The following is a 14370-nucleotide window of genomic DNA, read 5'->3' on the forward strand; positions in this document are numbered from 1 at the left end:
GGGGGAATCCCCGTGCAAATAAAGGTACAAATTTGCATAGCTTTGCCCCATGAACAACCCCGGAAATACGTTTTCCATCCGCGCCCTGAAAACTATAAGCGCCCTAGGAACCAGCCAGGAGGCGGAAGCCGCTTACCGAGAAGGTAATTCAGGACTGGGTCTCAGGCAGTTTGGGGAAGATTCCCGCTGGGCAGGGAGCTTACCAGAGGCCCTGAGCAAGGAGATCGAACTACAGGTAGGCGCTGGGTATCCCCGTCTGGACCCTACCGTCCATTACGCCATTTTCTGCGCCAGACAAGCGATGAAGGAAGCCGGATGGACAGCTACTGACCGGCTTGGGATCAATATTGGTTCGTCCAGGGGAGCTACGGCACTTTGGGAGAAGTATCACCAGCAACAACTCGGGGCCGGACGGGTGGCAACCCAGGCATCCCCTTCCACAACGCTTGGCAATATCGCTTCCTGGGTTGCCCATGACCTGGGTTCCCAGGGCCCGGCTATCTCGCATTCGATAACCTGTTCTTCGGCCTTGCACGCGATTATCAATGGTTGTGCCTGGTTACAGGCGGGCTTTGCAGATCAATTTCTGGCCGGGGGGAGTGAGGCGCCGCTGACCCCTTTTACCGTTTCGCAGATGGAAGCCCTTAAAATTTACAGCAGGATGCCAGGGCCCTACCCATGCCGTTCCTTTGACCAAAATAAAACGGCCAATACCATGGTCCTTGGTGAAGGCGCGGGAATGGTCTGTCTCGAAGCCGGTAAACATCCGGAGGCCAGTGCATGGATTACGGGAATTGGCTATGCTACCGAACCCCTCAGTCATGGAGCATCACTCTCTGCCGAAGCGCAGTGCCTTCAAAAGGCGATGCAAATGGCCCTCGGGAGTACCCCTGCAGCCTCAGTTGAGGCTGTAGTCGTACACGCTCCGGGTACGCTGAAGGGGGATTCGGCGGAACTCAGGGCACTGGAAAAAGTTTTCCCGGCAGGAATGCCCGAAATCTTTACGAATAAATGGCAGCTCGGACATACCCTTGGTGCTTCCGGAATGCTCAATCTCGAATTAGCCATGCTGCTCCTCGAGGGCAAACCGGTACAACATCCGGGATATCTAAAGCCCTCAGAAGCACCCAAACAAAAATTCAAGAAAGTAGTAATCAATGCTGTAGGTTTCGGAGGTAATGCCGCAAGCCTGCTCCTCGAAGGCCACGCTTGAGGCTTGTTTTGCCGGGTCAAGGCGAAAAACCTATTTTTGATATAGATTCAACCCATATGTCTGAAATCCGAAATAACTGGAGCCGGGAGGAAATCCTGGATATTTATCAGCAGCCCCTTATGGAATTACTCTATCGGGCTGCCTCTATTCACCGGGAATACCACGATCCAAATACGGTTCAGGTTTCCACCCTCTTATCGATCAAAACCGGAGGCTGTCCGGAAGATTGCGGGTATTGTCCGCAGGCGGCCCGCTACCACACGGATATTGAAGGAAACGACCTGATGTCTGTTTCCCAGGTTAAAGCTCAGGCGCTGCGCGCCAGGGAAGCCGGGAGTTCCCGGGTTTGCATGGGAGCGGCCTGGCGTAATGTCAAGGATGGTCCGGAGTTCGATCAGGTCCTGGAAATGGTGCGGACCATCAACAAACTGGATATGGAAGTGTGCTGCACCCTGGGCATGATCACCGAAAACCAGGCCAAGCGCCTGGCCGAGGCTGGATTATACGCCTATAACCACAATCTGGACACTTCGGAGGATTACTATAAAGATGTTATTTCCACCCGCGCCTTTGAAGATCGCCTGGAAACCATCGACAATGTTCGTAAGACCAATGTGACCGTCTGTAGCGGGGGGATCATAGGAATGGGAGAAAGTCTGGAGGATCGGGCCGGGATGCTGGTTGCATTAAGTACGCTGAGCCCCCAACCGGAATCCGTGCCGATTAACGCGTTGGTGGCGGTTCCAGGAACCCCGATGGAGGAAATGGAACCCGTTTCCATTTGGTCCATGGTGCGCATGGTGGCTACCACAAGGATAGTAATGCCCCAAACCCAGGTTCGCCTGTCTGCAGGGCGCACGCAAATGAGCAGGGAAGGCCAGGCACTTTGTTTCTTTGCCGGCGCAAATTCAATTTTTGCTGGCGATAAATTGTTGACCACGCCAAATCCCGACGTAAACGAAGACATGGAAATGTTCCGGGAATTAGGACTAAACCCCCAGGCCCCTTTCCTGAAAAAAGAACAGCCAAAGACTGTAGAGGCCAGTGAATCCGAGCTGCAACCCCTTGGGGAAAAGCCGCGTTGGACGCGCCCTGGCCATACCATCCCACGCAATGAAGCGGCCCGTAACTGAGGGCAGGAAGTAGCGATTTAAAGGAGTTCTCGTGTATTTGGAGGAAGTCCCCAGAGTTACCCGTATTGATAAGGCAACTTTTCTAGAAGAGTATTTTCGCCGGCAGCGCCCTGTGGTTATCGAAAAGGCCATTGAGGATTGGCCGGCCTATACCCGCTGGAATCTGGACTATATTAAGGCGGTTGCCGGGGATAAAGAAGTCCCCCTCTACGACGACCGGCCGGTAGACCACCGAGATGGTTTCAACGAACCACACGCGAAGATGCGTATGGCCGAATACATTGACCTGCTCAAAAAGGAGCCCACACGCTACCGCATTTTTCTTTGGAACATCCTCAAGGAGGTCCCTCAACTGCAGGAAGACTTTGAATATCCCGACTTTGGGTTGCGGCTAATGAAGAGCCTGCCCATGCTTTTTTTCGGGGGAAGGGATTCGTATACCTTCATGCATTACGATATTGACCTGGCGAATATATTCCACTTCCATTTTGAGGGGGAAAAGCAATGCATCCTATTTTCTCAGGAGGAAAACCGCTTCCTGTATAAAGTGCCACACTCGCTGATCACCCATGAATCCATAGATTTCAGCGCACCGGATTTTGAGAAATGGCCAGCCTTGCGTAATGTCCGCGGATACAAGACCTCCTTAAAACACGGGGAGGTGCTTTACATGCCCGAAGGTTACTGGCATTATATGCGTTACATAAGCCCGGGATTTTCGATGAGCCTGCGGGCCATGGCCCGGAATCCGAGACGCCTGAGCAAGGCCCTGTACAATATTTTTATAATGCGCCATTACGACAACCTTATGCGCAGGATACGCGGACAACGCTGGATTGACTGGAAGAACGAGCAGGCGGTTACCCGGACCCATAAAAGGTTGGATTCGGAACGCTAAGAGGAATTCCGGGAATTTTCAGCAGGACTACACTCCTTTTTCAAGGGTTTTAAGAAGCCCGAAGACCAATTCGCTTTCCCATCCCCGGTACAGCAGGTAATTGACGAATTTTTGTTTGCGTTTCAAGGGAGACTCCCCTTGGAGGGACTCCCAGCGTTTCTTTCCAAGCGATTCGAGCTTTGCCCGATAGTCCTCCTCGGGAATTTCACGTTCCAGGGTCTTTTCGATGAGCCGGGCTTCGACCTTGCGGAATTTCAGTTCCCTTCTGAGCCGGTCCCGGCCCCACCCTTTTTGGTTGAATTTCCCCCGGATAAAACTGCTGGTAAATCTTCCTTCATTGAGGAAGTCATGGGTAATGAGGTGCACCAGGATCTCGTCTACAGCCTGGGGGATCATGCGCATCTCCCGCAGCTTTTCTTTTACTTCCCGATGGCTTCGCTCTTGATAAGCACAGTACCGCTCCATACGACGGGTAGCTTCCTCCAGGGTATATCCCTTACGGCCAAAACTATTCATAGGACCGATTCGCTGCTACGGGGTAAAGGAGATGTCAAGAACGGCCCCGTCACTTACGACCTGCAACCCTCCTGAGGCATTTTTGGCCAGGGTGCCGGAACGCACCTCAATCTGCTCCTCCGTAAGGTTCTCCGGCAAGGGGAATACCAAGGTCCAATCACTTGAGGCCTGTTCGGCCCGGAAGGTCATCAGGCCCTCTGCATTCTTGCTATAGGTAAGATCTACGCTGTTCTCCCCAACCAGTACATTATTCAAGGCAGCCTCCGGCCAGGCTTCAGGCATTTGCGGTTGGAGGACAATGCGCTTTTCGCTGACCATGGGTCGAACTCCAAAAAATTGCTCTACAATCGGGACGCCGAAACTGAAGATATTCCAGGCTTGTGCCATCATCCCGTAATCGGGGGATACTTCATACATACTTCCCGGCAGGGCGTAACTAAAACTTCTGGTCATACGTTTGAGGTAATCCAGGGCCTGGTCCGGATTCCCATAGTTGTTCTCCGCTACGGTCTGAACTCCGGTGGGAAGGGTCATTACGGCTCCGGTATACGAAAATACCTTGCTGCCCTGAAAGGAACCTTCATCGGCCCCAGCCGTTTCGTCCCGATCGATACCCGTCACAAACATGCCAAAGGGATTGGTGTATTGACGGGCGGTTTCCAGGGCTACCTTTGCCTTTTCAGGGTCGGCGATTCCCACTTCCATAGGGGTATTAACCACCCAGTTGTGGTGGAGTACAAACGGGCGAAGCCCGCTTCCCGGATTCCGGCGAATCGCCTGCCGGGTCGCTTCCAGTTCTGCGATCGCCCAGGGCTTATTCAGCGTGTCGGCGCGTACAATGGCATCGTCTATCAGATGTAAGGCCTGCTGGTCTGTACCCATAAAATCTGCATAACTACCAAAGCGGGCCGACCAGAATTCGTCGTTTATTTTTTCGGCGAGACTTGTGGCACGGCTGGCATAATCAGCAGCTTTTTGGTCCTGCCCCAGGGCCGCAGCAATTTTGGAAGCATCGCTGAAAGCAGCTTGGGTATACGCGGCAACATCAATCATCTCGCTGTCTAACCCATGGATTTCCATCATTCCAAATCCATCTGGGAAACCATTGTTGTTTCCGTCGTTGGCGTCCATAAGCCAATCCATGCCTTTTTCAATGGTCGGAAAATACTTTTCGAGGAAGGCCTTGTCTCCATTCCAACGATAGATATTCCAGATCAGGGAAGCGAATTGCGGCGTTTCGTTGATATTCCCCGGATTGAAGACCTTGCCATTAGTCGACATTTCGTGGATTATTTTCCCGTTACCGTTCACCGCCATAGACACACTATCCAGGAGTTTAATGGTGCTGTGCACGATATCGCGCTGTCCCACGGCCATGTAACCGCGAAGGGCGTATTCGCTATCTACCCCAAACCACCAGGGATAATCCGGGATGCCCGCAGTAATTCCCCGGCCGATCCCGGGAACTTCCTGGATCATCCAATCCGAATTGTACTTGAGCCATTCAAAGGTTTGCTGCAGTTCTGCATCGGGGATACGCAGTTCGGATTGGGCCGCGAGTTGGGCATACCGGTCACGTTTTGCGATCATGAGTTCGCTGCCCTGGGAAAGTAATTGCTCATAGGTATCACGCGCGGCAGCTTCCGACTCAAAAGAGCCGGCAATAGCAAACCGTATCCGACCTATTCCGCCTACAGGCAATTCCAAAGACTGCGAGATACTACCCCCAACCCCCATGCCGGCATAAGGGCTTTCCTGTTCTTCGTGGGAACTGATCTGTTGATCACTTCCAAAGAGGGTGTACCAGGGATTTTGTGCGTCTTTTGCAACCCATGCCCCTGTAGCGCTATCGAAGCTGATTTCATCCTGACTGTCTATCATGCCGGTTTCTTCGCCCAGCCAGGTAGGCCTGAGATCGGTATACCCGGTAAAGTCTACAGTTAGGGACTGGGGTGCGCCCGAGGTATTTTCTATAACCAGTTCCACCAGTATGCCTTCTACGGCATCCGGGACAAACTGCCAGCGAGAGACCGCGAAATCGGGGTTATCATTCAAAAAGATGTGTTGGTTGGCCATTGGATAATTCACGAAGCTATCCGCACGGTCCAGGGAAATACGATTGCCGTTGTGATTCAGGACCAGGTCAAAGCCATCGAGGAGTTTAATGGGGTGGTCCCAGACCCCGCCCATTTCGCCTTTGATATGCCAGCCCAATTCCGGGAAAGTTCCGTTCTGGTGGCCCACCATATACACGCGGTCTCCCGGGGTTAAATAGGGACTGTCCAGATATTCGGTATTACCGACGATCGAAGGGCTGTTGCCTAAAATGGCTTCGAAGCTTTCCTGGTCTGAGGCTGTTGGCGGTTCACTGCAGGCCATAAAAAGGGTGGCGAAGCCCAGCAGTAAGGGATTGAAATGTCGTTGCATAACCGGTACTTAGAGCATTAAAAATAGGGAATTCACTCGCATAGGGGCAAAAAAAAACAGCCGCTGATTCCAGCGGCTGTTTTTTATTCCAGTTCGTTGCCTTTTTTATCCGTGAAGCGATACTCCAGGTAGGTGTAGGCATCCCGGGGTTGGATCTTGATCCATTTCTTATGTTCGAGATACCATTTCTGCCTGATAGAAGGAAAGCCCTTGGTGATATAAGCCGCAATAAAGGGGTGGGCGTTGAGGACAACTTGTTTGTCCTTGCCGGCACCTTTGAGTATGCGTTCCAAAGCATCGCCGATTTTTTCAATCAGTACGATTGGCGCTTCTACTTCCTGTCCGTTTCCGCTGGGGTCAACTTCAGTAGTTTTGATGTTGACTTCAGGGCGTACCCGTTGTCGGGTAATCTGAACTAAACCAAATTTACTCGGAGGAAGGATTTTGTGTTTCGCCCGGTCATCGGCCATTTCATCACGCAGATGCTTATGCAATTTTCTGCGGTGTTCCGGCCGGACCATATCGATAAAGTCCACTACGATTATCCCTCCCATGTCCCGGAGTCTCAATTGCCGCGCAATTTCGGTTGCGGCAAGTAAGTTTACTTCCAGGGCGGTGTCTTCCTGATTATTGGCCCGGGTGGAACGGTTTCCACTATTCACGTCAATGACGTGCAGGGCTTCGGTGTGCTCAATGACCAGGTAGGCGCCTTTACTCATGGAGGCTGTACGGCCAAATGAAGTCTTTATTTGTCGTTCGATACCGAATTTTTCGAAGATCGGTACGGAAGAATTATAGTGTTTGACAATAGACTCCTTGTCCGGGGCTATTTCATGAACATAATCGGATAATTGGTTGTAAAGCGTTTCGTCATCCACGTGGATTCCAGTAAAGGAATCGTTGAAAACATCCCTTAATATGGAGGAAGCCCGATTGAGCTCCACCAATACCTTAGAAGGGGTTGGTGCTTTGTACAATTTCTTGCACATGGATATCCATTTGGCAACCAGATTCTGAAGATCTTTGTCGAGCTCTGCTACTTTTTTGCCTTCGGCCACGGTTCGGATGATCACCCCAAATCCTTTGGGTTTGATACTCGTTACCAGACGTTTTAGCCGGTCTTTTTCTTCTTTGCTTTCAATCTTTTGAGAGACTGAAACCCGGTCCGAAAACGGGACCATGACCAAATAGCGGCCGGCAATGGAAAGTTCTGAGCTGATTCTCGGACCCTTGGTCGAGATGGGTTCTTTTACGATCTGGACGAGCAGGGCCTGGTTGGCCTTGACCACATCCTTGATACTGCCGTGTTTATCGATATCCTTTTCAAACGGGAAGTTCGTAAGGGTATAATCACGCAGTCGTCCCGAGCGGACGCGCTTGATGAAGTTCAGCATGCTCTTGAGTTGCGGCCCGAGGTCGTGGTAATGCAGGAACGCATCTTTTTCGTAACCAACGTCCACAAAGGCGGCGTTCAAGCCAGTAACCGGCTTGCGGATCTTCGCGATCATGACATCGCCCACATTAAAATTGTGGTCGTTTTCATCCTTGTGCAGCTCAATGAGTTTTCCATCCTTTAATAAGGCAAAATCGACAGAGTCAGAACCAGATCTTACAATTAATTCTCTATTCACCTGATTTGAATTTGCTCCATTTGCCCGGCGGTTGAATGTTCCGGGAAATGAATGGATTAAACAATGATAGATACAGGTTGTAAGTAATACCTGCAGGCATGCAGGTTCTTGGTTAAACCCGTCGAAATCCTAGGAGGATTTCTATGTCAAAGAACGATTGTAAACTAAAAAAGTAGTCGCAAAACTACTTTTTCTTGTGTCGGTTTGCTCTCCTGCGCTTCTTGCGCTTGTGGGTAGCTACCTTATGTCTTTTACGTTTCTTACCACTCGGCATAGCTTCGTTTTAATAGTGTTTATTTAACCTGCACGTTGCTCTTAACGCCTTCAACGAAGACTTTAGCCGGTTTAAATGCAGGGATATTGTGAGCTGGGATTTTGATGGTAGTGTTCTTAGAGATGTTCCTTCCGGTTTTCTCGGCACGCGTCTTTATAATAAAGCTTCCAAATCCTCTCAGGTAGACATTGTCACCATTTTCCAGAGATGCTTTAACCTCTTCCATGAAGCTTTCCACCGTCGCTTGGACATCTCCTTTTTCCATTCCCAGTTTCTCTGAGATTTTAGATACTAGATCCGCTTTCGTCATTTTATAATATTGTTATCTGTAGGTTTCAGGGTTGCAAATATATAAATATTATTCAATTCTCTAGCCCGGGAATTTAAATTTAAGTCCTTAAAAACCTTAGTTTTGCAGCCCTGAGACAGGACTATGGAATTTTCAGACCACCTGCTTAATTGGTACGCTAAAAATAAGCGGGAATTACCCTGGAGAAGTTCCCGTGATCCCTATCGCATCTGGCTGTCCGAAATTATCCTGCAGCAGACCCGGGTAGCCCAGGGCCTTCCTTACTACGAGCGCTTTGTAAATGCCTTCCCCACCGTACATGATTTGGCGTCCGCGTCTGAGGCCGAAGTGCTGAAGCTATGGCAGGGTCTGGGATACTACTCCAGGGCCCGGAATCTGCTGGCCACTGCCCGCGAGGTTTCCCGGGAACGCGGGGGAAAATTTCCGGGCACTTATAACGATTTGCTGGAATTGAAGGGGGTGGGTCCCTATACCGCCGCCGCCATTGCTTCCATATGTTTCCAGGAAGCCGTGCCGGTTGTAGATGGAAATGTTTTCAGGGTTTTAAGCCGATATTTTGGTGAGGTTACGCCCATAGATACCTCAACGGGTCAGCGGAAGTTTCGGGAATTGGCTCGGGAGGTGATGGCACCGGATGCTATCCGGGATTACAATCAGGCGATTATGGAATTCGGGGCTATGCAATGTACCCCGCGCAATCCGGATTGCGATTCTTGCCCCCTGGCCGATAGCTGTGTTGCCCGGGGTACCCAGCGCGTCGACTCCCTTCCGGTTAAAGCTGGTAAAACTGCAGTACGCAAGCGAAACTTTCATTACCTGGTGCCTGTGGATAAGGCAGGAAATACCTGGATGGAACTGAGAACAACTTCCGGTATCTGGCAGGGACTCTATCAATTTCCCTTATTGGAATCGCCACCAGGATCGGTAACCCGTGGGGAGGAACCCACACAAAAATCCTTGTTGGCTGCCCTTTCTACCGCTCTGGGAGAAAAGGACTTAATGGTAGATCGTCTCGTGCAGTTCAACCAGACCCCCAAGGTTCACAAATTGTCGCATCAGCATTTACACACCACTTTCTGGATCATATATCTCGACCACTTGCCAGCGGGCCGTATTCCACTTGCTAAAATGGAAGAAAAACCAGTGCCCGTTTTAATCGCAAAATTCATCGAAGCATTCAAAAATTCGTACTTTTGATTTAATTCTGAAGTTATGAGTGGAACCCTGAATAAAGTGATGCTAATCGGGCATCTGGGCGACGAGGTTAAAATGCATTATTTCGATGGCGGCAACTGCATTGGCAGGTTTCCAATTGCCACCAACGAAAGTTATACCAACCGGCAAACTGGTGAAAAAGTCACCAACACGGAGTGGCATAATATCGTGGTTCGCAACAAGGCCGCTGAGGTCTGTGAGAAATATTTAAAGAAGGGCGATCTCATCTATATTGAGGGACGGCTTAAGACCCGCCAGTGGCAGGGGGAAGATGGGAACACCCGATATACCACGGAGGTACATGTTACGGATTTCACCTTTTTAAGTGGCCGTAGCGACAGCAATCCTCAGGGTATGGGAGCAAGTGCCTCACAACCCACGCAATCGGCGCAAACAGCACCAACACAGGTTACCTCTGAAACGCCAGAGGAAGAGGACGATCTGCCATTCTAAATAAACTGTAATTCCGTTGGATCCGGAACCCTTACCTGCGCTTACCCTATTTCTCAGTTTCGATGTAATCGTCATCGTAAAACTGATCCTGCTCTTTGTTTTACTCGGATGCTCCGCCTTGATTTCCGGGGCAGAAGTGGCATTTTTTGGCCTGTCCCAGACCGATTTGAACCAATTTCGGGATTCGGGCAGCCCTGCCGGAAACCTGGTACAGCGCTTACTGGAGAAGCCCAGGAAATTATTGGCTACAATCCTGATCGCCAACAATGCAATCAACATTGGAATTGTGTTGCTGCTTACCGATATCGGAGAGGATTTGTTTGCCGGGGCCGACCGCGTGTATTTCGGTTTTATTTCGTTGCGATTTGTGCTGGAAATCGTTCTGGCTACCTTCCTGATCCTCCTCTTTGGCGAGATTCTGCCCAAGATCTATGCGAATCGTAACCGGGAACTTTTCTCCAAGAGAATGGCTTACATCATCCGGGCACTGGATGTTGTATTCACACCGCTTACAGCTCCCATGCGGGCAGGTACTATCCTCTTGTATCGCAGTTTGGGACCAAAAAAATCCAACCTCAGCGTAGACCATCTCAGCCAGGCGCTCGAGCTTACCTCAGAAGGGGATACCACTAAAGAGGAGCAGAAGATTCTAAAAGGGATTGTTTCTTTTGGCAATACCGATACCAAACAGGTAATGCGCCCCCGGATCGATCTGTTTGCCCTGAGTGAGGACATGAAATTCCCGGATGTCATGGCCGAGATTAAAAAGCAGGGGTATTCGCGAATCCCGGTGTTTTCTGAGAATATGGACAATGTCCTGGGGGTGCTCTACGTCAAAGATTTACTGCCCTATTTGGAGCGTAAATCCTTCAATTGGTTGAGCCTTATCCGGGAGCCTTTCTTTGTCCCGGAGAATAAGAAACTCGATGATCTGTTGTTGGAATTCCAGACCAAGAAGAATCACCTGGCCATAGTGGTCGATGAATTCGGGGGAACTTCCGGGATTGTAACCCTGGAGGATGTTATTGAAGAGATCGTCGGAGACATCTCCGACGAGTTCGACGATGAGGATCTGGTGTATTCCAAGCTGGACGAACGAAATTATGTCTTTGATGGCAAGACCAACCTCAAGGACTTTTACCGCGTGGCCCGAATCGAAGCCGAGGAGGAATTTGAAGATAACAAGGGAGAATCGGAAACCATCGCCGGGTTTGTACTGGAAATTTCCGGCTCATTTCCCAAAAGGGGGGAAATTGTGCACTTCAACGGCTATGATTTTACGGTAGAAAGCCTGGATCGCAAACGTCTGAAACAAATTAAAATCACTTTACCCGATGCGCCTAACGCACCTGCAAACCCGTAGATTACTGGCAATGCTTTTCCTGCCGATCGGGCTTGGCCTGATGGGGATCAGTTGCCGGGAGGAACCCCTGCCCAAGCCAGAAGCACAACTCCGCCTGGAATATCCGCAACGCGCCTTCCGAATGTACGCCGCCGATTGTCCGTACACGTTTGACTATAATGGCCTCGCAACTCTTCAGGAAAAAAATGGCTGTGATCTCGTTCTGGATTACCCCAATATGAAAGGTTCCATTTTCATTACCTATAAACAAGTCGAGGGGAATCTCAGGGAGTTGTTATCAGACGCCCAGAAGTTGTCCTATGAACACGTGGTAAAGGCCGAGAATATCCTGGAGCAACCCTATATTAACCCGGATAAGGGGGTTTATGGGATGTTTTATGAAGTAAGTGGAAATGCGGCTTCTCAATCCCAGTTCTACGTTACCGACAGCACCCGTCATTTTGTGACCGGGTCCCTGTACTTTTACGCCAAACCGAATTACGATTCTATTTACCCGGCGGCGATCTATTTACAGAACGACATTCGCCTGCTTATGGAATCCCTGAATTGGAAAGCCGGCTCCGATGAAAACAACTGAGATGAACTGCCCGGCGGATTACCCCAGGAAATCTTTGAAGGATTGCCTAAAACTTATAGGTCCGTACGTCAATCGAACTCCGGTTATGCACTCGAGATTAACCGACGAGCGCGCAGGGGCGGAACTCTATTTTAAGTGTGAAAACTTTCAGCGGGGGGGATCTTATAAACTAAGAGGAGCTACCCATGCCATTCTGAGGTTGCAGCAAAAAGCACCCTTGTCTGGAGTAGTAACCCATTCGTCTGGCAACTTTGCCCAGGCACTTTCCCTGGCGGCGAACGCATTGGAAATCCCAGCGCATATCGTAATGCCCCGAACGGCTCCTGAAGTAAAAAAAGCTGCTGTTCGAAGTTACGGAGGGCACATCCTGGAATGTGAGCCGGAAGTAGCGGCCCGGGAAGCAGCAGCAGATGCCATGCAGAAACGCACCGGGGGCGTATTGATTCATCCATCAGATGATCCGCAGGTTATGCTAGGCCAGGGGACGGCGGCCATGGAATTATTGGAGGAAATTCCCGACCTCGAATGCATCATTGCCCCGGTTGGTGGCGGTGGCTTATTGGGGGGCACATGCCTTGCAGCGCATCACTATGCTAAGGACTGCGAGCTATTCGGGGCAGAGCCTTTTGCTGTAGACGACGCTTACCGCTCACTGAAAAGCGGGAAAATTGAATCAAACGAAACTACCGATACCATGGCCGACGGGCTTAAAACGGTCCTGGGTAATTACACCTTCCCGGTAATCCGCAAACATGTAAAGGAAATCCTGAGGGTCGAAGAACAGGAAATTGCCGAAGCCATGAAGTGGATCTGGGAGCGCATGAAACTGGTGGTCGAACCCTCAAGCGCGGTCACCCTGGCGGCTATTTTTCGCTATCCGGAATACTTTCGGGGCAAGAAGGTCGGAATCATCATTTCAGGGGGAAATGTCGATCTGGGGAAACTGCCTTTTTAAGTTACTCCTTCCCCAATACTTCCCGCGCCTGAGCAAGGCTGGCTTCTACCTGGGAGCGCATCGCCTCTACCTTTAGTGCTTCCTCCTCAAGTATTACCTGTTTCTCTGCCGTCAAGGCCTTCCCTTTGTTGATCTCTTCGTAGTTAAAGTTATCCCCGAAACCCTTCATCCAGTCCATCATCGATTTATGGGCTGCTTGCAAATCTTCCATGGCCTTTCGATGTGGATCGCCGGCAGCGGCGGTGTCTGCAATGGGTTTTAATTCTGCAACGAGTTTCGAGATGTCTGTCATCTTGGGCATGACTTCGTCGTGCACGGCCATAACGGATTCCATGGTTACTTCTTCCGTCTGACCATTTCCGGGGGTATCTTTGCACTGCATCAAAAAGGTGGAGGTGAGTGCCAACAAGAGCAAAGATTTCCAAGGATGTGTAAAATTCATAGTAGCTACAATTGAAATACAAAAGTATGAACTTTGTCTACGCTTTGAACATGATAAAAAGGTCTTGAGCAGTTGACACCATGAGCGATACCAACCGAAGGTGGTTTTACCTGTTGATCTTATCCCTGATCTGGGGGAGTTCATATATTCTAATAAAGAAAGGACTTGTTGGATTTAGTCCGCTCCAACTCGGAAGTATAAGGATAATGCTCGCCTGCTTAATGCTGATCATTATTGGCTTACCCTCGCTCAAAACGATTTCACGCCCTTCCTGGAAATGGGTGATCCTGAGCGGTTGGGTCGGCAGCCTGATACCTATGTATCTTTTTGCCTTTGCGGAGACCGAAATCGATAGCAGCGTTGCGTCTGTATTGAATTCCCTGGTACCACTATTTACAATTTTTGTCGGATTCTTCGCTTTTGGGATTCGCTTCAGCAAAAACCAGCTTATCGGTGTACTCGTTGGCCTGGGCGGTGCTTCGCTATTGATTCTTATGGGAGCAGATGCGAATCCGGGGCAAAATTACTGGTTTGCCGGACTGGTTGTTCTGGCCACGGTTTGTTATGCGTGCAACGCCAATATAATCAAGGCTAAACTCTCAGAAGTTAGCCCCATGGGAATAGCCACCGGGAACTTTATCGCCATTGTTATCCCGGCCCTGATCATGGTATTTGTTTCAGGGGCTCTTAAGGAGGAGGTTCGAAGTAACCCGGAGTTTCTGCCCTCGCTGGGATATATTCTTTTGCTTTGTTTTTTTGGGACCTGCGTCGCAAAAGTCATGTTTAATAAGCTGGTTCATATTTCGAGTCCCGTGTTTTCCGTATCCGTGACCTATCTGATACCGATAGTAGGAATCGGCTGGGGACTTCTGGATGGCGAAACCATTAGCCTGGGGCAGGGTATGGGCGCGGGGCTCATCCTGGTGGGGGTATATCTGGTCAATCGAATTAAAAGCAAATAAT

At 50.2% G+C, this 14370-nt stretch carries 14 protein-coding genes; 9 read left to right on the forward strand and 5 right to left on the reverse strand.

The window, feature by feature from the left end:
- The first annotated feature begins 49 nt into the window (after positions 1-49).
- Genes BM318_RS06710 through BM318_RS06720 form a run of 3 tightly spaced genes read left to right on the forward strand, consistent with a single transcriptional unit; the run spans position 50 to position 3244 of the window.
- Positions 50-1213, forward strand: coding sequence for a beta-ketoacyl synthase N-terminal-like domain-containing protein (locus tag BM318_RS06710; RefSeq protein ID WP_092981691.1), 1164 nt, complete (start codon positions 50-52; stop codon positions 1211-1213).
- Positions 1214-1269: 56 nt separating this feature from the next.
- Entirely contained in the window at positions 1270-2346 is a 1077-nt protein-coding gene (gene bioB / locus BM318_RS06715; protein ID WP_092981692.1) for a biotin synthase BioB, read from the forward strand.
- Positions 2347-2377: 31 nt separating this feature from the next.
- A complete protein-coding gene (locus tag BM318_RS06720) occupies positions 2378-3244 on the forward strand; it encodes a cupin-like domain-containing protein (RefSeq protein WP_092981694.1) in 867 nt (288 codons plus the stop codon).
- A 27-nt stretch (positions 3245-3271) separates the two neighbouring features.
- Here BM318_RS06720 and BM318_RS06725 read toward each other — a convergent pair whose 3' ends face one another.
- The 4 genes from BM318_RS06725 to BM318_RS06740 all read right to left on the reverse strand — a co-directional run bounded on the left by BM318_RS06725 (position 3272) and on the right by BM318_RS06740 (position 8402).
- Positions 3272-3760 carry a regulatory protein RecX gene (locus tag BM318_RS06725; protein WP_092981695.1) on the reverse strand — a complete coding sequence of 163 codons (489 nt, stop codon included), beginning with the start codon at positions 3758-3760 and terminating at the stop codon, positions 3272-3274.
- 15 nt (positions 3761-3775) lie between these two features.
- The gene (locus tag BM318_RS06730; protein WP_092981696.1) at positions 3776-6187 is read right to left on the reverse strand and encodes an alpha-L-rhamnosidase-related protein; all 2412 of its coding nucleotides are present in this window, start codon (positions 6185-6187) and stop codon (positions 3776-3778) included.
- An 83-nt stretch (positions 6188-6270) separates the two neighbouring features.
- Entirely contained in the window at positions 6271-7818 is a 1548-nt protein-coding gene (locus BM318_RS06735; protein WP_092981698.1) for an Rne/Rng family ribonuclease, read from the reverse strand.
- Positions 7819-8111: 293 nt separating this feature from the next.
- Positions 8112-8402 carry an HU family DNA-binding protein gene (locus tag BM318_RS06740; protein WP_092981699.1) on the reverse strand — a complete coding sequence of 97 codons (291 nt, stop codon included), beginning with the start codon at positions 8400-8402 and terminating at the stop codon, positions 8112-8114.
- A 123-nt stretch (positions 8403-8525) separates the two neighbouring features.
- Between BM318_RS06740 and mutY the strand changes: the two genes are divergently transcribed.
- The 5 genes from mutY to BM318_RS06765 are packed head-to-tail and all read left to right on the forward strand — an operon-like array spanning position 8526 to position 12965.
- Complete coding sequence (gene mutY, locus BM318_RS06745; protein ID WP_092981700.1) at positions 8526-9599, forward strand: A/G-specific adenine glycosylase; 1074 nt, start codon at positions 8526-8528, stop codon at positions 9597-9599.
- 15 nt (positions 9600-9614) lie between these two features.
- Positions 9615-10070 (forward strand): single-stranded DNA-binding protein, encoded by a 456-nt coding sequence (locus tag BM318_RS06750; RefSeq protein ID WP_092981701.1) that lies wholly within the window; start codon positions 9615-9617, stop codon positions 10068-10070.
- A 16-nt stretch (positions 10071-10086) separates the two neighbouring features.
- Positions 10087-11433: a gliding motility-associated protein GldE gene (locus tag BM318_RS06755; protein WP_092981703.1), complete on the forward strand. Its 1347-nt coding sequence runs from the start codon at positions 10087-10089 to the stop codon at positions 11431-11433.
- 10 nt (positions 11434-11443) lie between these two features.
- A complete protein-coding gene (gene gldD / locus BM318_RS06760) occupies positions 11444-12010 on the forward strand; it encodes a gliding motility lipoprotein GldD (RefSeq protein ID WP_092982108.1) in 567 nt (188 codons plus the stop codon).
- Between the two features lies 1 nt (position 12011).
- Entirely contained in the window at positions 12012-12965 is a 954-nt protein-coding gene (locus BM318_RS06765; RefSeq protein ID WP_092981704.1) for a pyridoxal-phosphate dependent enzyme, read from the forward strand.
- A gap of 1 nt (position 12966) precedes the next feature.
- Here the strand turns inward: BM318_RS06765 and BM318_RS06770 are convergent, their stop codons facing one another.
- A complete protein-coding gene (locus BM318_RS06770; protein ID WP_092981705.1) occupies positions 12967-13407 on the reverse strand; it encodes a hypothetical protein in 441 nt (146 codons plus the stop codon).
- Between the two features lie 80 nt (positions 13408-13487).
- Between BM318_RS06770 and BM318_RS06775 the strand changes: the two genes are divergently transcribed.
- Entirely contained in the window at positions 13488-14369 is an 882-nt protein-coding gene (locus BM318_RS06775) for a DMT family transporter (RefSeq protein WP_092981706.1), read from the forward strand.
- Position 14370: the final 1 nt, after the last annotated feature.

The sequence above is a fragment of the Robiginitalea myxolifaciens genome (assembly GCF_900115205.1).
GTDB classification, from domain to species: Bacteria; Bacteroidota; Bacteroidia; order Flavobacteriales; family Flavobacteriaceae; genus Robiginitalea; species Robiginitalea myxolifaciens.

Excerpts from the sequence above, each read along its gene's own strand:
- BM318_RS06770 (WP_092981705.1), bottom strand. The coding sequence starts at position 13,407 with ATGAATTTTACACATCCTTGGAAATCTTTGCTCTTGTTGGCACTCACC.
- bioB (WP_092981692.1), top strand. The coding sequence starts at position 1,270 with ATGTCTGAAATCCGAAATAACTGGAGCCGGGAGGAAATCCTGGATATT.
- BM318_RS06765 (WP_092981704.1), top strand. The coding sequence starts at position 12,012 with ATGAACTGCCCGGCGGATTACCCCAGGAAATCTTTGAAGGATTGCCTA.
- gldD (WP_092982108.1), top strand. The coding sequence starts at position 11,444 with ATGCTTTTCCTGCCGATCGGGCTTGGCCTGATGGGGATCAGTTGCCGG.
- BM318_RS06710 (WP_092981691.1), top strand. The coding sequence starts at position 50 with ATGAACAACCCCGGAAATACGTTTTCCATCCGCGCCCTGAAAACTATA.
- BM318_RS06725 (WP_092981695.1), bottom strand. The coding sequence starts at position 3,760 with ATGAATAGTTTTGGCCGTAAGGGATATACCCTGGAGGAAGCTACCCGT.
- mutY (WP_092981700.1), top strand. The coding sequence starts at position 8,526 with ATGGAATTTTCAGACCACCTGCTTAATTGGTACGCTAAAAATAAGCGG.
- BM318_RS06775 (WP_092981706.1), top strand. The coding sequence starts at position 13,488 with ATGAGCGATACCAACCGAAGGTGGTTTTACCTGTTGATCTTATCCCTG.
- BM318_RS06730 (WP_092981696.1), bottom strand. The coding sequence starts at position 6,187 with ATGCAACGACATTTCAATCCCTTACTGCTGGGCTTCGCCACCCTTTTT.
- BM318_RS06740 (WP_092981699.1), bottom strand. The coding sequence starts at position 8,402 with ATGACGAAAGCGGATCTAGTATCTAAAATCTCAGAGAAACTGGGAATG.
- BM318_RS06750 (WP_092981701.1), top strand. The coding sequence starts at position 9,615 with ATGAGTGGAACCCTGAATAAAGTGATGCTAATCGGGCATCTGGGCGAC.